The 19,566-nt window shown below is 46.8% G+C and carries 16 protein-coding genes; 12 read left to right on the top strand and 4 right to left on the bottom strand.

From position 1 onward, the window contains the following. Window positions 1-3: 3 nt before the first annotated feature. Window positions 4-1,584, bottom strand: coding sequence for a DHA2 family efflux MFS transporter permease subunit (locus BMZ72_RS29340; protein WP_089813868.1), 1,581 nt, complete (start codon window positions 1,582-1,584; stop codon window positions 4-6). A gap of 154 nt (window positions 1,585-1,738) precedes the next feature. On the opposite strand from BMZ72_RS29340, the gene BMZ72_RS29345 reads away from it, so the two are divergent. The 3 genes from BMZ72_RS29345 to BMZ72_RS29355 all read left to right on the top strand — a co-directional run bounded on the left by BMZ72_RS29345 (window position 1,739) and on the right by BMZ72_RS29355 (window position 4,108). After that, on the top strand, window positions 1,739-2,674 hold the full coding sequence (locus BMZ72_RS29345; RefSeq protein ID WP_089813871.1) for a LytTR family DNA-binding domain-containing protein: 936 nt from the start codon (window positions 1,739-1,741) through the stop codon (window positions 2,672-2,674). 120 nt (window positions 2,675-2,794) lie between these two features. Continuing rightward, window positions 2,795-3,601, top strand: a complete 807-nt coding sequence (locus tag BMZ72_RS29350) for an alpha/beta hydrolase (protein WP_089813873.1) — start codon at window positions 2,795-2,797, stop codon at window positions 3,599-3,601. Window positions 3,602-3,688: 87 nt separating this feature from the next. Further along, the gene (locus tag BMZ72_RS29355) at window positions 3,689-4,108 is read left to right on the top strand and encodes a BrxA/BrxB family bacilliredoxin (RefSeq protein ID WP_089813875.1); all 420 of its coding nucleotides are present in this window, start codon (window positions 3,689-3,691) and stop codon (window positions 4,106-4,108) included. A 64-nt stretch (window positions 4,109-4,172) separates the two neighbouring features. On the opposite strand, the gene BMZ72_RS29360 is transcribed toward BMZ72_RS29355, so the two are convergent. Next, entirely contained in the window at window positions 4,173-4,640 is a 468-nt protein-coding gene (locus tag BMZ72_RS29360; protein ID WP_089813876.1) for a hypothetical protein, read from the bottom strand. Between the two features lie 179 nt (window positions 4,641-4,819). Here BMZ72_RS29360 and BMZ72_RS29365 point away from each other — a divergent pair, with 179 nt between their 5' ends. The 4 genes from BMZ72_RS29365 to BMZ72_RS29380 all read left to right on the top strand — a co-directional run bounded on the left by BMZ72_RS29365 (window position 4,820) and on the right by BMZ72_RS29380 (window position 11,823). Then, the gene (locus tag BMZ72_RS29365; RefSeq protein WP_177222972.1) at window positions 4,820-5,566 is read left to right on the top strand and encodes a nucleotidyltransferase domain-containing protein; all 747 of its coding nucleotides are present in this window, start codon (window positions 4,820-4,822) and stop codon (window positions 5,564-5,566) included. A gap of 1 nt (window position 5,567) precedes the next feature. Then, entirely contained in the window at window positions 5,568-6,308 is a 741-nt protein-coding gene (locus tag BMZ72_RS29370; RefSeq protein ID WP_089813878.1) for a metallophosphoesterase family protein, read from the top strand. A 542-nt stretch (window positions 6,309-6,850) separates the two neighbouring features. Beyond that, complete coding sequence (locus BMZ72_RS29375; protein ID WP_089813880.1) at window positions 6,851-10,129, top strand: SusC/RagA family TonB-linked outer membrane protein; 3,279 nt, start codon at window positions 6,851-6,853, stop codon at window positions 10,127-10,129. Window positions 10,130-10,152: 23 nt separating this feature from the next. Continuing rightward, the gene (locus BMZ72_RS29380; protein WP_255373324.1) at window positions 10,153-11,823 is read left to right on the top strand and encodes a RagB/SusD family nutrient uptake outer membrane protein; all 1,671 of its coding nucleotides are present in this window, start codon (window positions 10,153-10,155) and stop codon (window positions 11,821-11,823) included. A gap of 55 nt (window positions 11,824-11,878) precedes the next feature. On the opposite strand, the gene BMZ72_RS29385 is transcribed toward BMZ72_RS29380, so the two are convergent. Both BMZ72_RS29385 and BMZ72_RS29390 read right to left on the bottom strand, forming a co-directional pair. Beyond that, entirely contained in the window at window positions 11,879-13,093 is a 1,215-nt protein-coding gene (locus BMZ72_RS29385; protein ID WP_089813882.1) for a PAS domain-containing protein, read from the bottom strand. Between the two features lie 107 nt (window positions 13,094-13,200). After that, window positions 13,201-14,046 (bottom strand): universal stress protein, encoded by an 846-nt coding sequence (locus BMZ72_RS29390; protein WP_089813883.1) that lies wholly within the window; start codon window positions 14,044-14,046, stop codon window positions 13,201-13,203. Between the two features lie 123 nt (window positions 14,047-14,169). On the opposite strand from BMZ72_RS29390, the gene BMZ72_RS29395 reads away from it, so the two are divergent. From BMZ72_RS29395 to BMZ72_RS29415, 5 genes are all read left to right on the top strand, one after another. Then, complete coding sequence (locus BMZ72_RS29395) at window positions 14,170-14,592, top strand: secondary thiamine-phosphate synthase enzyme YjbQ (RefSeq protein ID WP_089813885.1); 423 nt, start codon at window positions 14,170-14,172, stop codon at window positions 14,590-14,592. A 21-nt stretch (window positions 14,593-14,613) separates the two neighbouring features. Next, the gene (locus tag BMZ72_RS29400; protein ID WP_089813887.1) at window positions 14,614-16,173 is read left to right on the top strand and encodes a M1 family metallopeptidase; all 1,560 of its coding nucleotides are present in this window, start codon (window positions 14,614-14,616) and stop codon (window positions 16,171-16,173) included. A gap of 135 nt (window positions 16,174-16,308) precedes the next feature. Beyond that, on the top strand, window positions 16,309-17,436 hold the full coding sequence (locus BMZ72_RS29405; RefSeq protein WP_089813889.1) for a lactonase family protein: 1,128 nt from the start codon (window positions 16,309-16,311) through the stop codon (window positions 17,434-17,436). Window positions 17,437-17,445: 9 nt separating this feature from the next. After that, window positions 17,446-18,519, top strand: coding sequence for a serine hydrolase domain-containing protein (locus BMZ72_RS29410; protein ID WP_089813891.1), 1,074 nt, complete (start codon window positions 17,446-17,448; stop codon window positions 18,517-18,519). Between the two features lie 46 nt (window positions 18,520-18,565). Continuing rightward, on the top strand, window positions 18,566-19,558 hold the full coding sequence (locus BMZ72_RS29415; protein ID WP_089813893.1) for an MBL fold metallo-hydrolase: 993 nt from the start codon (window positions 18,566-18,568) through the stop codon (window positions 19,556-19,558). Window positions 19,559-19,566: the final 8 nt, after the last annotated feature.

The following is a 19,566-nucleotide window of genomic DNA, read 5'->3' on the forward strand; positions in this document are numbered from 1 at the left end:
AGTTTAATGTGCAGCATCCGCCATATTAATCTTATTCTTCGCATTTTTCACAAACAATAGTACGAACGGTACACAGACGAGGAACATAACACCTACCCAGAGGAATACATCCATGTAAGATAATACGGTTGCCTGTTTCATGACGGCGCCGTCCATCATTGCATAGGCCTTACTTTTTGCCACCATCATATCAAAACCTTTCGCACGCATGGCGCCTGTCATATTAGAGATACGTTGTTGTACTTCCGGATTATTTACGTCAAGATGACTCACCAGGTTACTTCTGTGGAGGTCTGTCTGGCGTGTCATAAAGGTGGAAATCAATGCGATACCAAAAGCGCCTCCTAATTGACGCATCATACCGGAAAAGGCGGCGCCCTGTCCGATCTCCTTTCCTTTGAGGGTAGAGAGGGACATGGTGCTGACAGGTACAGACAGTAGCCCCAGACCGAAACCACGGATGATCAGTACCCAGAAGAAGTCTTTTGAACTGGTATCCGGAGAAAGGATCTCGTATGACATGTAGCTATAAATGAAGAAGATCAGCATACCTATGGCAATCAGGTACTTCTGCGGCACACCTTTTTGTATGAGAATAGCGACCACCGGCATCATGACGGCCACAAAGATGGTACTGGGCAATTGGAGCATACCTGACTGCTGAGCCGTCCATCCCAATAGGGACTGCGTATAGAGCGGTATTACGAAGGTCGATCCGAAGAGACCAAAACCCATTATAAACGAAAGGATTACGCCTATACGCAGGTTACCGTTCTTCAATACCCTGAGTTCCACGATGGGATAAGAGAAGGTGAGTTGTCGCCAGATGAAGAAGAATAATCCAAATACGGCGATGATGGTGAGTATGATGATCAGCGGACTACTAAACCAGTCTTCTTCCTGTCCTTTTTCCAGCACAAACTGTAAAGAAGAAATACCGATGGCCAGGAGGGCAATACCGAGCCAGTCTACCTGGCTGGCGTCTCTTTTCTCTTCGTACTGCGGACTTCTGACATATTGTAGTGTGAGCAGCGCGGCAATAACACCGATCGGGATATTGATATAGAAGATGTAAGGCCAGCTGTAGTTATCGATGATATAGCCACCCAGCGGCGGACCTAAGGTCGGACCAACGATCACCCCCAGGGTATAGATCGCCTGTGCGGTGGCACGTTTCTCTGGCGGCCAGCTTTCTGTAATAATGGTTTGAGAGGTCACCAGCAATGCGCCTCCACCAAGGCCCTGTAAGAACCTGAAAAGGACCAGTTCCCAGATATTGGTGGCATTTCCGCAAAGAAAGGAACAGATGGTAAAGATGACCACGGAAACAGCGAAGTAGTTCCGGCGGCCGAATTGTTGGGACAGCCAGCTGGTCATCGGTACGACGATCACATTGGCCAGGGAATAAGCTGTGATGACCCAGCTGACCTCATTTAAGGTAGCACCCAGACTACCCCTCATATCGGGAAGGGCGACATTGACAATGGTGGTGTCTATTATTTCCAGCAATGCACAGACAACGGCAGTAATGGTGATGATCACCCGGCGTGATCCGTATTCTACTAAAGAGGGTAATTGCTCCATGCTTATAATTAATAATACGAAGGTATAGGCTATTGGTTTAATTTCAAACTAATAATAGATTGAATTCAAACTATTTTTCTGTTGCCCTTCCAGGCCGCTATACCTGTATTATTCAAAAAATTCATTATCATGCTGTTCGAAATTTTCAGCCTGCATGACCAATACTATCAGTTCCCTGTTCAAACGCCCCTATCCCTTACCAGAAACCTGGCGCAGACAATGGAGCATGACGATTGCCCTGAGCGGGGCGGTATTCCTGTTCCTTTTTCTCTTCCGGCCTTTTAATGGTCAGCGGGATACCCTGACTGTTTTCTGGGGTAGTCTGGAGGGAGCTGCCACGGTGTTTGGGGTGGTGATGCTGTATTATGGCCTGGTATTCAGATTGTTTCCGGCTTATTTCAGGGAAGAGCAATGGACAACCGGCAGGGAGTCACTCTGGACCCTGGTCATTATTGTAGCGATCGCGCTGGCCAATATAGGTGTCATGGCGCTGAGTGGTCAATGGCGATACTCCTGGAAGGAGGTCTTTCTGATGGTGGTCTATACTGCTGTGATCGGGATTGCTCCGGCTACGACCAGCATCATGATCAACCAGGCCCGTTTACTGAGGCGCTATCGTAAGCGGGCGGCGGGGCTGAATCAGGCGATCGCCACGCCTGTGACAGCGGAGGAGCTTATACCTGTGGCGCCGGAGAAGCTGTCTTTTATGGCGGATAACGGAAAGGACCAGGTTGCCCTGCTGCCTGGACAATTGTTGGCGGTCACGTCGGCAGATAACTATGTCAGGCTCTATTTCCTGCAAGGAGGACACCTGAAACAGGAGCTGCTGCGTTCCAGTCTGCAGAAAATTGAAGCCAGTCTGACGGGGCATACAACCTTCTGGCGTTGTCACCGGACAGCCATCGTCAACCTCTCCCTTGTGGAGGAAGTCAGCGGTACTGCCCAGGGTTACCGTCTGCATATTTCTCATTTACCCGATGCGATCCCTGTATCGAGGAGCCTGAATACTACTCTGCGGGAAAAGCTGGCCAATCGTCCGGCTATGCCATTCACCCCCGTGTCTCCCCAGGTTCAGGCTACCCACCCCTAAGCGTGCAATTCGCCCCAAAGCCCATGCAGATGGCCCCTTCCGGAAAGATCATTGCCGGTCTGCCAGTACTTTTACACCAGTTCCGGATGACCCGGACTGGTCTTTAAAAAGTATTGTAACATGAAAAAAGCCTTCTATCTGCTCGCCGTTTTATTACTGAGTACCCAACTGCTGAAAGCACAGTTTGATGATAAATTTTATTTCCCTAACAAGACCTGGAAGGCACTGGATTCCTCCATGCAGATAGAAGAGGTAAATCTGCCGGTAGATAGTGTTATCCTGAACGCCCTGTTCTTCAAACCTGTGGGACAATCAAAGGCGACTGTCCTGTTTTGTCATGGAGCGGGCGGGAATGTCACTTCTTACCAGTATATGATAAAGCCATTGGTAGAAAGAGGGTACCAGGTATTTATGATCGATTTCAGGGGATATGGTAAAAGTACGGGGAAGCCTACTCATCTGAATATAGCCAGCGATGGCCAGTATGTGCTGGATTACCTGCTGGCGAGACCAGATGTTCGCGGAACGAAACTGATATTGTTCGGCGCCTCCGTAGGTACCCAGATCGCGACAAAACTGGCAAGGGATAACCAGGAAAAAGTGCAGGCATTGATACTGGATGGCGTTGTCAGTTCTTTTACGGATCTGGCGGCTGCTTATGCGCCTGCTGAACAAAAGGCGATGATCGAACAGTATCTGAAGGTGCCCTATGCAGCGAAGACGGATATCAGTTATGTCAAAATGCCTGTACTGATCGTCCATTCGAAAGAAGATAAAGAGGTGCCATATGCGGAAGCGACATTGGTATACAATGCCGCGGCTGGTCCGAAAGACTTCTACGTATATAGCGGTGCTCATCTGGCTGCTATGCAACTGGATGCGGGAGCATATATACGCCGTATTGAAAAGTTAATTTATGGTCACTGATGAACAATCTTTTTGTGGGAGTGTTAATGTTCTACACCGTGCTTCAATTTGATTACATATCCTTTTTCACCCTCAAAATTTAAGGTAATGCCTTACTCTCCACTATTGATCAAACCCTTCAGAGAAGAATTAACGGATGCTGGCGTTCAGGAATTATTAACGCCGGAAGATGTAGACAAAGCTTTGGCACAGTCAGGGACCACGCTTGTTGTTGTGAATAGTGTATGTGGATGCGCCGCAGGTAGCGCCCGTCCTGCAGTAAGAAAACTGCTGGAGGATAATGATGCGAAAAAGCCTGACCGTATTGTATCTGTGTTTGCAGGACAGGACCTGGAAGCTACGGCAAGGTTCAGAAGCCATATTCCAGACATTCCTCCTTCATCACCCAGTATTGCGCTGTTTAAAGACCAGGAGCTGGTCTATTTTATTCCCAGGCACAGAATAGAAAGCAGAGACGCTAATGCGATTGCCAGTGATCTGGCAAGTGTGTTTACGGAATATGCCTGATATTAAATAAAACTCCCCCGTTAGACTGGCTTCCGGGGGAGTTTTATTTTATTGATAGGGTATACTAACGTACCCGTACATATGTTTCTATGATCACATGGTCTACATTCAGGCTATCGATCTTTTCCTCTCCACTCTGAATGATCGTGTCATTCCTGATCTCCATTTTAAAGGAGAAATCCTGGTTTTCCCATCCTCTGTAACTGCAATATTCCAGGTGTTCACTGTATTTATCACCTACCAGGGTGTAAGTACCGCTACCCGCACCGAATGCGGCACTTGCCGTATCAGCACCATGGTTCAGGTCATGGTTGAAGAAAGCAAAGTAACTGTCGTTGAAGATCTTGATGGTCTCCTGTCCCGGTACAGGTGCCGTTACTGTCGTATCCGTATTCTGGATAGACTTGGCGCTAACGAGTTTCCAGGTACCGGAAAGCGGAGATTTTTCGGTTGTTGCTGATGATGCGTCCTTTTTGGTATCACAGGACATCAGCAATGTAACAGCTATGGCGATAAGCGAAGCACATTTCATGTTGAGATATTAGATGTTTGCATCAAATATAATAAATGGGGTAAAATCTTCACAAAACAGGCAAATTATTTACAGGTTTACTTATCAAGCGTACCGGTTCAATGGGTCAGATGAAAAGGGTTTGCCCTGATAAGACCGCTCTGATCGCCCAACGGCACAGTTTTTTAGGTGTTTCAGGTATGAACTTGCATGAAGAACAACAGAAACAGGCTGCCCAGACTTTTTACAGGGAGGCACTGGCCTTACTGGTAGATAGTAAGCTTGATTTTATGCTGGGTGGAGGATTTGCCTTATTCGGTTATACGGGGATGTACAGAGATACCAAAGACCTTGATATTTTCTGTATGCCTACGCAGTATGCCGATATCCTAAAGCTATTTGCCGCCAACGGATATGAGATCGAACTGACGGATGTAAGATGGCTGGCGAAGGTATTTAAAGACGAATATTATATAGATATCATCTTCAGCAGTACGAATAATATCTGCATTGTAGATGAAAGCTGGTACGAACATACCACGCATGCGGTGGTGATGGATCATCCTGTAAGGCTGATAGGGGCGGAGGAGCTGGTATGGAGTAAAGTATTTATTCAGAACAGGGAACGTTTTGACGGTGCGGATGTTAATCACGTCTTTCTGAAATATGGGAGGAAACTAAACTGGGAAAGACTGTTACACCGCCTTGACCCACACTGGCATCTGTTGTTATCGCAGATACTCAATTTCCAGTACGTTTATCCGTCAGATTATGCCGATATCATTCCCCGGTGGCTGTTTGACGAACTGATGAGACGTGCCAACGAACAGTATGATCTGCCACCTTCCCTGGAGAAGGTATGCCGTGGACCAATTATTGATCAGACACAATACGCCGTCGATATTACAGACTGGCATTATAAAGGGATGACTATAAAAACGGTTTGATATGGATACAGAAAACAACAAGGTGCGCATTGCCGCAGTAGCTGATATTCACGTAACAGATACAGATAAGAACAAGTGGGTAGATTACTTTAAAGAGGTGTCTAAAAATGCGGATGTATTACTGATCTGTGGTGACCTGACCAATACCGGTGATGAGAGTGAAGCAAAGATATTATGTGATGAACTGAAAGCCTGTACCATTCCGGTTGTAGCCGTACTCGGCAATCATGATTATGAAAAGGGCAGACAGAAGCTGATCCGGCAGACCTTGCAGAACGAAAACGTACATATACTGGATGGAGAAGCGATTGTGATCAAAGATGTGGGCTTTGCAGGGGTGAAAGGCTTTGGTGGCGGATTTGACAACTATATGCTGTCCATGTTCGGCGAAGATGCCATGAAGGCTTTTGTACAGGAAGCGGTGGATGAGGCCCTGCATCTGGACAGGGCCCTGGCCAGGATCGACCAGCAGCATGACAAGTTGAAAAAGATCGCCATTTTGCATTATTCGCCATTAAGAGAAACGGTCGTAGGCGAACCGGAAGTGATCTTTCCTTTCCTGGGATCTTCCCGTTTAGCAGAACCATTGATCCGTCGGGAAGTGACGGCCGTATTCCATGGCCATGCACATATGGGTACCCTGGAAGGTACCCTGACCGGTGGTGTACGCGTGTTTAATGTGGCCAAACCCGTACTATCGAAAGCGGGGTATGAAATACCTTATTATATATTGGAAGTCTGAACATTGTCTTTATGACAGTCAATAGCAACCGGTTCTCCGGATGCTGAGCATGAGTAATTACCGCATAACGATTGCAGGATCATCTATAGGAGTGCACTGAGTACTATCATATTAATTTAAAAACAATATTTTGTTTTGACTTTTTGTTTCCAGAAAAATTATGAGAATTAGCGAAACCTTTCTATATTTATCATGATAGCGATATCACCCAACACCTAAAAGAAAATAACCAGATAAATCGGTGGAACATTAGCTTGGAAACCCAGGAACCACACCAGTACTTTAATTGATTTTTCTATTGTGTCGACCCGGCTCCCACAGGAGGATTGTGCGGTTTGTAATTGCACCTGTCCAGTTATCTTTTACTGGATCTTTTAAATGACCAACTTTAAAATGGGAATATTATGTACTGCCATCAGTACATACAAGGCTTGTTAATGATGCGCAGTCCGAGCGCGGCAGTGAACATGCATGAGCGATTATCACCCGGTTTGTGTTGATGATTTATTACACGGTTTATGCCGTCATATTAAAACACCTCTATGACAAAGAAAATGCTACTATGCCTGCTGGTATTGTTATGCCATGTCTTTACCAGTGCTGTGAAAGCCCAGTCCTTATTGAAGATCACCGGTACCGTGTATGACGAATCAGGCATACCTGTACCAGGAACGAGTATTCAGGTAAAGGGTGGCGGAGCGACGGTATCTGATGCGAATGGCGCATTTCAGCTGAGTGCAGAGAAAGGTCGTAAACTGATCTTTACGGCTATCGGTTATGAGACACAGGAAGTGGTCGCTGATGGCACACCGATACATATCAGGCTGGCTGTTGACCGGAAAGTATTGTCCGAAGTAGTGATCACCGGTGTCGGTACCGCTACCAGTAAAAAGAAGCTGGGGATTTCAGTGGAATCCGTCACTTCGGAGAAGCTGGTCACCGGACCTACTTTTTCTGTGGATCAGGCCCTGATCGGTAAGATACCGGGCGCGCAGATCTCTTCTGTCAGCGGTAACCCCGGAGACCCTGTCAATATCCTGCTGAGGGGCGTCAATACCGTACAGAATGGTACGCAACCCCTGATCATGCTGGACGGCGTACAGGTAGGTGCTTCTGACCTGGCTTCCCTCGATCTGAGTACGGTCGAACGTACCGAGATCGTACAGGGGGCTGCTTCTGCTTCTATTTATGGTGCACAGGGTGCTAATGGGGTGATGCAGCTCTTTACGAAGAAAGGAAAGAAAGGCGCCATTGCAGTCAACTATACGACCAACTATTCTGCGAACAGTTATATCAATAGCGGGCATGTAGAAAAAGCGCGCTTCCATCCCTATATGACGGACGCAAATAATAATATCATTGATGCGAACGGGAATATCCTTGATTACACCGATGTAGGCTCCATAGAGGGCATTTCCTACGCTTATGGCGGCGCAACCCGTTATGGTATCCTGGATCCGAGAAACATCGCCAATAAGCCTTATAATGCGAATCTTAAGTATTACGATCATTTTAAGCAGGTATTCCAGACGGGTTCTGTCTGGAACAACAGTATCAACTTCTCCGGCGCGACTGATAAAACCGACTTTATGTTTGGGGTGTCGAACAATCATACCGTGAGTCCTGTGATGAAGAACGGTTCCGTGGACCGTACCAACCTCACCGCCAATATCGGGATGGAGCTTTTTAAGGGCTTCCGGCTACGCTCCAATACACAGCTGATCTATACCAGGAATACTACAGTACAGGGTCTGGGTGGCGCGGGTGGTTACCTGTATGGTAAAGGTGGCAGAGCTGGCAATATCACCCAGATTTTCAGCTTTCTCAATACATCGCCCTTTTTTGACCTGACCTATAAAATGAAAGACGGTAATGCACCTGCTTTCCAGACGGCCGACTTTTTAAGTATTAATGCGTTTAACCCTTACTTCGTAAAACAGTATGGCAGTGGTCTGGATAATAAGATCGACATCGTACAGAGCTTAAATGCCAATTACCAGATCAATCGTTTTGTAGAACTCGACGCCAAATACGGTATTAACTACAGGAATGAAAATGCAAAATGGACTTACCTCAACCAGACGCAGAACGCGAATACCATGTACTATGATGCCTGGTTTTACAATTTCGCCAGTAACGCAGAGGGGGAGATAAATAACTGGGATTACAACACGACTTTCCAGAACTTCCTGGGTAGTGCCTATATCAGAACTGATTTTGAAAAGGATTTTAATATCAATTTCCCGATCCAGACGACCACACAAATTTCCTATGACTACCGGAAGCGGAAATATAAGGAAGAAGATGTGTACGGACTGGGATTGCCTTTGTCTCCGCCGGTAAGTCTGGCGACGGCCTCACAATTGTTTGTCGCGCCTTATTCCACTACCACAAAGACGACCGGAAAATATGATGAGACCTTTATTACGTACGGTTACCTCATCAATCAGAAGATAGAATTTGGTGACTATGGCGGTATCAGCGGTGGATTCAGAAGCGACTGGTCCTCCGCTTTTGGTAGTGGTGCGTCTCCGTTTACGTTCCCGAATGTAAACGGTTATGTGTTGCCTTCTGCCTTCAGTTTCTGGTCCAGGCTGGAAGATGCGGTGCCTTATTTCAAACTGAGGGCCGCTTATGGTAAAGCAGGTATACAACCGGGTCCTTTCGACCGGTATCCGACACTGGATCAGAGTACCATCGGTTCTGAAGTCGTTTATTCTGTACCGATCACCGGACAGAATCCCGATCTGCAGGTAGAGGTATCGAAAGAGTTTGAAGCCGGTACAGACTTTACCTTTAGTGCTGGCAAAGGAAAGTGGTTGCGCGCCATCAATGCTTCCTTTACCTACTGGAAAAGAAAGAGCGAAAACGTGATCTATACAGTGAGTGCGCCTTTGTCTTCCGGCGCAACCGGTATACTGAACAATGCGATCGATATGTCATCCAATGGGTATCAGTTCCAGTTAAACCTGCCGGTATATCAGTCGAAGAACTTTGCCTGGGATTTCACGACCAATTTCGGTCACCAGACCTCTATGATCGACCGTATCAAAGGTGGAGCAGATATCATTCTGACTTCCTATGCCGGTAGTACGGCGCTGGTGCTGACCGGTGGTCAGAAGATCGGACAGATCTATGGTTATAAGGCGCTGACCAGTGCCAACGCTACCCGCAAAAACGGTGAGAAATATATATCAGAACAGGATGCAGGTAAGTACCAGCTGGTAAATGGTATGCTGGTAGATACCGCTACCAGGGGTATCCAGTTCTCTTCGGAGGCTTATCCGCTGGGTGATCCAAATCCGAAGTTCAACGCTTCTTTTATCAGCTCATTCGCGTATAAGAACTTCCTGACTTTTTCCTTTCAGTTTGACTGGGTATATGGTGCACACCTGTACAATCAGACAAAAGAATGGATGTACAGGGATGGTATCCATGGTGATTTTGCAAAACCGATTACGCTCAATGGGGTAACGGCTGCTTACACAGCATTTTATCAGAGTGCCTATTCTTCTTCCTGGGGTAGTTTATACGGTCCGGGTAATAATGCTACCAAGGACTATTTCTATGAAGACGCTTCGTTCCTGCGGCTCCGCAATATCTCCATCGGATTTGATATAGCGAAGGTGCTGAAGACAAAATACTTCAACAGACTACAATTGGTACTCACCGGCAGGAATATCCTGACAGTGACGAATTACACCGGTTTTGATCCGGAAGCCAGTTCGGGCGCCATCGGTTCTTCCTTTGACAGAGGGGTTGATAACAGCACGATCCCGAACCTGAAGTCGTATGCTATCGGCTTAAATGTAGGCTTCTAATGTTTACCAAAAAGAGAACAATCATGAAGAGATATATCATCGGAATTATTAGTTTGCTGATAGTGGGCGGCAGTGCATGTAAGAAAGAACTGAACGTAGGAAACCCCAATCTGCCTACAGTAGATCAGAACGTGACCAATGAAGCCGGACTTGTTTCCCTGGCGATAGGTGCGGTGTATGTGAACGGCTTTCAGAAAGGGGATGTATGGCTGGGTGACAGTTACTTTTCCCTGCCTTACGGATATCTGGAACTGCTGGCGGATATGGTCGGTGCACAATCCTCCAACCAGCTGGTCAGCACGATCAGTATTCCGGAATATTTTGTGCTGGATAACAATACGAAAGTGACTACTTCCATTTCCAATATCAGTCAGTTGAGAGCGAATAATACCCGTGCACAGACGGGCTCCGGCTACAATCCGCTGTACTATCAGTGGCTCAATATGTATGCGATGAACGGGGCTTGTAATAAGGTATTGGGATTGATCGATAACATTCCTTTTACCGGAAATGCGACAACCAGGGCTAATACCGTAAAAGCCTGGTGTTACTGGTGGAAAGGATATGCTTATGCGGCGATCGGGTCTCTTTATTATGCTGGTTTGATCGTTGATCAGGATGGCGTAGGGAGTAATAAATATGTGGTAAAAGATTCTGTACTCGCTGCTTCTGATAAATATCTGCAGATGGCGGCAGGTTTATTGTCAGCCGGCATTACCAGCAATGAAGATTACAACGCTGTACTGGGTAAACTGATCCCTTCATTTTGTCAGGTAGGAAAGGGAGGCATTCTCACCACCGATATGTGGGTCAGGAATATCAATACAATGCTGGCCAGGAATCTGCTGATCAACAAACTCGCGCCTTTTGTAAACGGGAATCCTGATGCGGTGATCGGGAAGTCCTCTACCGGTGTGATGACGGATGCAGACTGGAATCAGGTGCTGACCTTAGCGGGCAAAGGTATCCGGAGTAATGATCTTGTATTTACCGGTAGAACTGCTGCCGCCAATGGTTTCTTTACGGCTGCTTTAGGTAGTGTTGCTGCCCTGTCTACAGGCGTGAATACGGCTGCTACTTTTAAAATAGGGGAGCGCCTGGTGCAGAACTTTAAAGCGGGTGACAGACGATTGACCAATAACTTCAATACCGCAACGACCTACCGGGATGATCTCTCTTTTGGCAGCCGGTACAGTATTACAGACGGTGGTGTTGGTACCAGTGGTGTGTATGTATATGGTACGAAAACAACGGGTGCGTATGAACTTTATATCGGACCAAGCTATGAAGAAAATATGCTGATGCAGGCAGAAGCTAATATCCGGCTGGGGAATACCAATGAAGGACTGACGGCAATCGATGCTGTCAGGGCTTATATGGGTGCAGGCGTGCCGGCAATAGCGGGAACGGGATTGACAAAAGCGGGTGCACTGAAAGAACTGGTGATGGAAAGAAGAGTGGCACTGGTGTTCAGGGGATTGTCTTTTTACGATAGCAGGAGATGGGGCTGGACCTATGATGTAGATAATGGCGGCGGTAGTTATGGCAATACTTTCCTGACTTCAGCAGGCGCCGTGAATACCCATGTACTGATCAACTACGATTTCCTGGATTACTGGGACGTGCCTGCGGATGAATCAGATATCAATCCGCCGGGAGAGGGAAGCGTGGCAATAAAGAATCCTAACTTCTAAATATATCATCAGCATGACATAAAAAGAGACCGGTGTATCGCCGGTCTCTTTTTTATTATTCCTTTCTGTGTTCTGATGATAAGGCGATGATCTCCTTTATCTTCGCATCCAGCCTGTTTAAGCCCTCTTCCAGTTTCCTCGTGTAGATCAGGTCCATATCGCCGTATTCGTCCTTAATAAGCTCTATAAGGCTCTGTACGGAGGTTAGCGGTCCTCTTAGTTCATGGGCCTGCATGAAGGCGATCTTTTCCAGCAGATTATTCTTACGTTCTATTCTGAGCCGGTAGAGGTAAGCATCTGTGATATCCTTCATGACGATGGTCACGCCGATAATGTCTCCTGTCGCGTTACGGGCTGGATTGAAGGCGATCTGCCACCAGGTTTCCTTGACGGCATATTCCCTGCGAAAATCCAATGTAATGGTCTCACCTGCCAGGGCGGTGTTAAAGCCGTGGCGGAAGGATTTTTTATTGGATTCGTGTATAAATTGTTCGATGGGCTGATTGGCTTCGAAGGCTCTGCCGTATTCCGTGATGGAAAGGTCGAGGGCGGCTTTATTGAAATAGATGACCTTCATTTCCTTGTCGAGGAGGATGAAGTTATCGGACAGGCTTTCAAAAAATGCCTGCAGGCGGATGCCGTATTCCATAAGTTCCGCACTGCCTTTTTTCTCGCGTTCGTGCTGTGCTTCCAGTTCGCTTTTAAAACTGTAGCTGGCAAAGACGATATATACTAAGGCAAGCAGGTAACAGCCGAACAGGTCAATAGTTTTATCCAGTTTGTTCTCATACATGCCACCGATGGCTTCCGGAAAGTAAAACTCGGTGAATATCAGTCCACCGGGAATGATTATACCGAGTATCATCCAGAGGACGTATTTCTTCTTCGCAGAAACATTCAGCGCGAGCTGAAAAGTGGTATAGAACAGCAGCAGACTGGGACCATTAATACCTGCATTGAGGTAATAGTTACAGATCAATCCGCCGTAAACGGCGATGACGTACCAGACGATGATGCTGCGGTACTGACGGAATCTGCGGGATAGGACGTAAAAAAAGATCTGCAGACAGAGTAAGCCTGTCACCAGCAGGGCAGCCTGCATCTCATTGATCAATAGATTGATACAAACGAAGGTGGAAAGAATGGCGAGTGTAATGACGCAGGTCATATTGAATATCCGGTGCCCGAAGGAAAACTCATCTTCCGAACCCAGGAGGGTGGTACGGAGAGAGAAACCTGTAGCTGTAGATAATCTTTTGCTTGTGGGCATATTGGATGATTCAAGCGAAAAGATAACAAATTAACTAAATAAACATATTGATTATTACGCCAATAGGTAAATATTTGCAGGGAAATACCTGTTTTCAGGGATGAAATCTATTTTAAGATCAGCACAGGTTCCTGTGCGTTACGACAGATGGCGTCGGAAATGCTTTTATGTGTCAGATAATATAGAAAGCTATGTTTGCCAGGTAAGGAGATGATCAGCTGGACGGGTGTGCGCTGTGTGAAACTCAGTATACCGTTGATGATGTTTTTGTCGTTGCTGTAACAGATGTCGTGCGGATAGTCTTTCAGGCGGTCATGCACGTGTTGTTCGGCTGCTTTGAACTGATCGTCGGGATTCAGATAACGTTCTTTCGGATCGACATTGAGTACCAGTAGTTTACTGTCTTTCCATTGAGGCGGTATCTGGAGATTACGTACTTTGTCCAGAGAGTCGAGCGTTTTGTAGTCGGCCGGCACCAGTATTTTCTCCACACGCTGGTACTGATAGGTGGAAGGTACAATGAGGACTCTTATGGGACTGGCTTTTGCGATGGAGATCAGGTTGCCGGCAATGAAGCTGCCGCTGGAATAGCGGTAGTTGTCGCTACCCAGTACGATGAGCTCGGGGGCATCTTCGTGTATTACTTCCATAATGGCGCGTAGCAATGGCGCTTCGCTGACCATGGAAATGACCTCTACACCGCGTGTTTTGATGGCAATCTCTCTGGACAGGTTTTCCATCCGGTGAGCGGCTTCCTCGCGTTCCCTGGCCATATAATGGGGGCTTACGGGCGCGTATTCCGCAGAAACAACAATATGATCGAATACAGTATCGTAGAAAGTCTTGAGCAGGATGATCCGGGTATAGCTGTAGGCTCTGGCCCATTCGATGGCAAAATTCACTGCATTGTCTGAGGTGGCGGAGAAATCAACGGGAATCAGTAATGTTTTCATAACGATTTCATTTTTCTCTTATACTAAGTTAAGTTTGTCCTGCTTAAATCAGAAAAAAATATGCCAGTATCCGGCGTTTTCTGTGGAATAAACAACAAGGTCCGGGTACATAAAGTTTAAGATATGAAGATATTCCAGGAATCGTTGGTATTACAGCAAAGAAGGAGAGGATTTCACCTGATCACCGCAGAGGTTTTACAGGCGATTCCGCAGCTCCGGGACATCAAAGTGGGCATGTGCCAGGTATTCATTCAGCATACTTCCGCTTCGCTGACGATCAACGAAAATGCCGATCCGACGGTGAGAAGGGACTTTGAGATGTATTTCAGCAAAGCAGTGCCTGAAAACGATCCTGATTATGAACACGATGATGAAGGGCCGGATGACATGCCTGCACACCTGAAAGCAGCGATGCTGGGATCTTCAGTCATGATACCTGTCCGTAACGGCAATTTTGCCTTTGGCACCTGGCAGGGGATCTATCTCTGTGAGCATCGTAATTATGGCGGTAACAGAAGACTGGTGATCACCGTCTGGGGAGAATAACAGAAAAGCTACTGATATCATATGAGTATTTACAAAAAACTGCTGGCGGCATTGCCGTTATTGCTGGGAACGGGTGTTGCGTCCATTGCGCAGGATGTTAGGACGGATGTACAGCACTACGACATATCCCTTACGTTAAATGACAAGACGGATAAAATAAACGGCGTTACGGGGATCACTGTACGTTTTAATGAAAATACAGCTGAATTGCTGCTGGACCTGGTGGGACGTAGCACAAAGGATACCGGCATGGCCGTATCAGCAGTAACAGAAGGAAAGGTAAAGGTCCCTTTCAGACAAAATGACCGGCAGCTGCGGTTGAGCATCCATGCAAATAAAGGAGAGACACATACCTATCAGATCATTTATAGCGGTATTCCGAAGAATGGTCTGATCATTTCCCACAACATGTTTGGCAAGCGTACTTTTTTTACTGATAACTGGCCTGACAGAGCGCATTACTGGTTACCCTGTATTGATCATCCTTCCGATAAAGCAGCGGTTGATATTACGGTGACGGCGCCGGATCATTACTCCGTTGTCGCTAATGGGCTGAAAACAGCAGAGGTACAGTTGGCCGGAAAGTTAAAAAGGACACATTATAAAGAGACGGTCGTATTACCGACCAAGGTCTTTGCAGTAGGTGTGGCTGATTTTGCCATCGATCATCCCGGTGATGTGGATGGTATCCCGGTATATAGTTATGTATTTCCGGAGAATAAAGAAAGAGGCTTTAAAGACTATGCAATAGCGGTAGAAGTGCTGCGTTTTTTCATCGACAGACTGGGGCCTTTTGCCTATAAGAAACTGGCGAATGTACAGTCACGGACCATGTTTGGCGGGATGGAGAATGCGGGTGCTATCTTTTATGAAGAAGAGTCAGTCGGACTGAAATCACTGGAAAGTCTGGTGGCCCATGAAATCGCTCACCAGTGGTTTGGCGATGCGGTGACGGAAACCAGCTGGGAGCATGTGTGGCTGAGTGAAGGGTTTGCGACCTATATGACGAATGTCTATATGGAGCAGAAATATGGCGTCGACACCCTGCATGCCGGTTTGCGGGCAGACCGTAAAAGGGTCGTGGCTTTTGCCGCACGCAGACAGACGCCTGTTGTGGATACTTCCCGTCAGGGGGGCTATATGCAGTTGCTGAACGCTAATAGTTACCAGAAGGGCGGCTGGGTACTGCATATGCTGCGCCGTCAGGTAGGAGATAGTCTTTTCTGGAAAGGTGTGCGTGCTTATTTTGCGGATTACGACGGCCGTAATGCCAATACGGAGGACTTCAAAAAGGAAATGGAAAAAGCCAGCGGGCAGGATCTGGGGGCTTTCTTCCAGCAATGGTTATATACGCCAGGCGTACCGGTATTGTCTGTACATAAGGGCACGGAGCCGAATACGGTGGTCGTTGAACAGCAACAGGAACACCTGTTTACCTTCCCATTGGAATACAGGGTGGAAGGTAGTACAGCGTTACAGCGTATTACGATTAAAGATCGCGTGACAGTATTACCTGTATCCGCCGGAAAGCAGGTGCAAATAGACCCGGAGGTTAATTTATTATTCAGCGGTGCATTATAATTAATCTGATGCGGGAGCATTATTTTCAGACTTTTTACCGGATGTATTCATTCAGGAAAAAGTCTGAAAATAGCTCTCCCGCAAATAGTATCTTTGTCAGGCATTTCAATTTCTGACCCATAAATCACCCACATCTTGCTGAAACGTTCCACACTGCTGCTATTACTGGCATTGTTCGCCCATCTTCTCGCCTATAGCCAGGATACTTATTTATTTGTTGGTTCCTATAATGCTGCAAAAGATAAAGACGGTATTTACGTCTACCGGATGAATATGCAGACCGGTCAACTCACAAAAGTATGTACCTATTCCGCGATCCTGAATCCTTCTTATCTCATCCTTTCCCGCGATGGACAATATATTTACGCCTGTAGTGAAACCCGTACAGCTGGTATGGGAAGTGTGAGTAGTTATGCGTTTGATCGCAGGCAGCAAAAGATCTCCTTACTGAGTAAACAGGATAGCGGAGGAGAAAATCCTGTTTATCTGACAACAGATAAAAGCGGGGAGTGGCTGGTGAACGGGAATTATACAGGTGGCAGTATCGCTGTGTTCCCTTTAAAGACAGATGGGACGATTGCGCCGGCGGTAAAAGTAATTCCGTTTACGGATCATAGTATCGATACCGGCAGACAAAAAACCGCGCATATCCATTCGACGGTGTTTTCTCCGGATGATCGTTATGTGTTTTCTCCTGATCTGGGAGCGGATAAGATCAGGCGTTACCGTTTTGATGCATCGGCATCACAACCTTTACAGCCGGATAGTTTTGTACGTGCTGTACCCGGTAGCGGACCACGTCATTTTACCTTTCATCCCAACGGGAAATATGCGTATTGTATAGAGGAAATGGCCGGAGCGGTGAGTGCGTATCGTTATGCAGACGGGCAGCTGGACAGTATACAACGTCTGATGACACATGGTAAAGAACCCTATGATTTTTATAACAGTGCAGATATACATATTTCTCCGGATGGTCGTTTTCTATATGCATCTAATCGCGGGGATGAAAATAATATTGCCATTTTTCGTATTGGTGATGATGGACGTCTTACCTTTGTAACCTATCAGTCAACTTTAGGAGAGCATCCGCGTAATTTCCTGATCGATCCTTCCGGTAAGTTCTTATTGGTCGCGAATCAGATCAGTGGCGATGTGGTCGTATTCCGCAGGAATATACAGACCGGCCGCCTGACCTATACCGGTGTTAAAGTGAAGATGACAGGTCCTTCCAGTTTACAAATTAAAACATACCATAACTGATCCCTCTACATGAAACGCCTGTTTTCTTTTATTTTCTTGTTATTGCCGGTGATTGTCCGCGGACAGTCCATTGTTACTTTCGCTGATAGTGTGCGTCAGCAATATAAGATCCCTGCACTGGCTTTTGCCGTTGTTTCTTCGGATAGTGTGCTGGCTTGTCATACGATGGGCGTACGGCGTATCGGTACCGACCTGACAGTAAAACCCGGGGATCGTTTTCATATAGGGTCAAATACCAAGGCAATAACGTCCTTTATTGCAGCGATGCTGGTGAAGGAAAAGAAGATCACCTGGAATACGACTTTCCTGACCTTATTCCCTGATCTGCGCTGGCGTACGCGTTATGTATATGATACGGTTACGCTGGCCAATCTGCTGACTTTCCGGGGAAAGGTACAGGGCTATAGTTATAACACACCTACGCCAACCTTCCAGGATCTGCCTGGAGATTATGCCAGTCAGCGGAAACAACTGGTCGCCGACTTTCTGACCCAGCAACCAATGAAACTGGATGCAAACGGACTGACACCTTCCAACATCGATTATATTATGGCAGGACTGATGCTGGAAAAGGCCTCCGGTAAGTCTTATAAAGAACTTGTGGCTGATCTGGGCAAACAGCTGGATATAGACTTTCGCTTTGATTATCCGAACCTGAAAGATACCACACAGCCCTGGGGGCATGATACAAATCTGCAGCCATTAGGACCGGCAGAGAGCTATAAGATGAATTGGCTGCTGTCGGCAGGGAATATCAATGTGTCGCTGGAACAGTATATTCATTTTATACAGCTGCAGTTAAAGGGATTGAAAGGGGAGAGCAAGCTGTTGCCGAAAAAGACCTTTGAGGAATTGTTGTATGGGATGCCGGCTTTCTCTTATGGCTGGTTTAATATGACGGATAAAGAAACCGGACATCATATTGCCACCAATGAGGGAAATGCAGGCGCTTTTATTACGAAGGTGCAGGTCATAAAGGAGGCAGACAGAGCTTATATCATTTTTACCAATGCAGCCGCTCCGGTGACCCAGGAAGGGATCGCTGTTCTGCTGGAAGAGCTGCGGCAGCGTTATGGCAGATAACGGCTGTGAAAGCGTATATTTGATATGATACGAATCAATAGCAGCTATGGAATATGTTCTGAATCCGGCTTTGCCCGGCATGCAATTACCTTTTGAATGGAAAGGAACACCTGTCGATGATCGCGGCAGATTTGTCAACCATGAATTTCCACACCAGTACTCGCTGATGGAGGTGTTGAAATGGAAGTTTCAGCGTAATCCGCAGAAAGCGGCCAAACAAGCGGAAGTATGGAACCCACCCGTTGATCATGATGAGTCGTTCATTCATTCCGGAGATGATTGTATTGTGTGGCTGGGACATGCGACTTTCTTCATCCGCCTGGGTGGTGTGAATATATTGATCGATCCTGTTTTTTATAATATTCCCCTGATAAAAAGGCACGTACCGTTTCCTATAGATCCCGGTCATTTAACCGGACTGGATTATGTGCTGATATCACACAATCACCTGGATCATTGTGATAAGCATAGTCTGCAACTGGTAGCCAGACAGAACCCTGAGGTAACCTATCTGAGCGGCCTGAAAATGGAGCACCTTTTATCCCATTTTACGGGTAGTGATAAGATCCAGACGGCGGGTTGGTATCAGCAATACAATACCGATGACCGTATCCGTATTTATTATCTGCCGGCCAGGCACTGGACGAAAAGAGGGTTGCGGGATGAGAATTTACAGCTGTGGGGCGCCTTCGTTTTACAGGCAGGAGGAAAGACCATTTATTTTGCTGCTGATTCCGGATATGGCAGTCACTTTGCTGACGCAGGCCGGATATTTCCCGAAATAGATTATTGTATTATAGGTATCGGCGCTTACAAGCCGGAATGGTTCATGTCCCAGAGCCATGTATCTCCCGCGAATGCTGTAAAGGGCGCCAATGATATGCATGCCCGTGTGATGATCCCGATGCATTATGGCACTTTTGACCTGGCGGACGAGCCTATGGGGGATCCGATTGCTGTTTTACATGAACTGGAGCAGCAGAGGTCGATAGATGGACGGTTGGAAAGCAGGAGGATCGGAGAAAAATTACCGATCTGATACCTTAC

This window comes from Chitinophaga sp. YR627 (genome assembly GCF_900114995.1).
Taxonomy (GTDB): domain Bacteria; phylum Bacteroidota; class Bacteroidia; order Chitinophagales; family Chitinophagaceae; genus Chitinophaga.

What these genes read in the sequence shown, in the direction of transcription:
- BMZ72_RS29340 (WP_089813868.1), bottom strand. Translation starts at nt 1,584, where the DNA reads ATGGAGCAATTACCCTCTTTAGTAGAATACGGATCACGCCGGGTGATC.
- BMZ72_RS29345 (WP_089813871.1), top strand. Translation starts at nt 1,739, where the DNA reads ATGACCAATACTATCAGTTCCCTGTTCAAACGCCCCTATCCCTTACCA.
- BMZ72_RS29350 (WP_089813873.1), top strand. Translation starts at nt 2,795, where the DNA reads ATGAAAAAAGCCTTCTATCTGCTCGCCGTTTTATTACTGAGTACCCAA.
- BMZ72_RS29355 (WP_089813875.1), top strand. Translation starts at nt 3,689, where the DNA reads ATGCCTTACTCTCCACTATTGATCAAACCCTTCAGAGAAGAATTAACG.
- BMZ72_RS29360 (WP_089813876.1), bottom strand. Translation starts at nt 4,640, where the DNA reads ATGAAATGTGCTTCGCTTATCGCCATAGCTGTTACATTGCTGATGTCC.
- BMZ72_RS29365 (WP_177222972.1), top strand. Translation starts at nt 4,820, where the DNA reads ATGAACTTGCATGAAGAACAACAGAAACAGGCTGCCCAGACTTTTTAC.
- BMZ72_RS29370 (WP_089813878.1), top strand. Translation starts at nt 5,568, where the DNA reads ATGGATACAGAAAACAACAAGGTGCGCATTGCCGCAGTAGCTGATATT.
- BMZ72_RS29375 (WP_089813880.1), top strand. Translation starts at nt 6,851, where the DNA reads ATGACAAAGAAAATGCTACTATGCCTGCTGGTATTGTTATGCCATGTC.
- BMZ72_RS29380 (WP_255373324.1), top strand. Translation starts at nt 10,153, where the DNA reads ATGAAGAGATATATCATCGGAATTATTAGTTTGCTGATAGTGGGCGGC.
- BMZ72_RS29385 (WP_089813882.1), bottom strand. Translation starts at nt 13,093, where the DNA reads ATGCCCACAAGCAAAAGATTATCTACAGCTACAGGTTTCTCTCTCCGT.
- BMZ72_RS29390 (WP_089813883.1), bottom strand. Translation starts at nt 14,046, where the DNA reads ATGAAAACATTACTGATTCCCGTTGATTTCTCCGCCACCTCAGACAAT.
- BMZ72_RS29395 (WP_089813885.1), top strand. Translation starts at nt 14,170, where the DNA reads ATGAAGATATTCCAGGAATCGTTGGTATTACAGCAAAGAAGGAGAGGA.
- BMZ72_RS29400 (WP_089813887.1), top strand. Translation starts at nt 14,614, where the DNA reads ATGAGTATTTACAAAAAACTGCTGGCGGCATTGCCGTTATTGCTGGGA.
- BMZ72_RS29410 (WP_089813891.1), top strand. Translation starts at nt 17,446, where the DNA reads ATGAAACGCCTGTTTTCTTTTATTTTCTTGTTATTGCCGGTGATTGTC.
- BMZ72_RS29415 (WP_089813893.1), top strand. Translation starts at nt 18,566, where the DNA reads ATGGAATATGTTCTGAATCCGGCTTTGCCCGGCATGCAATTACCTTTT.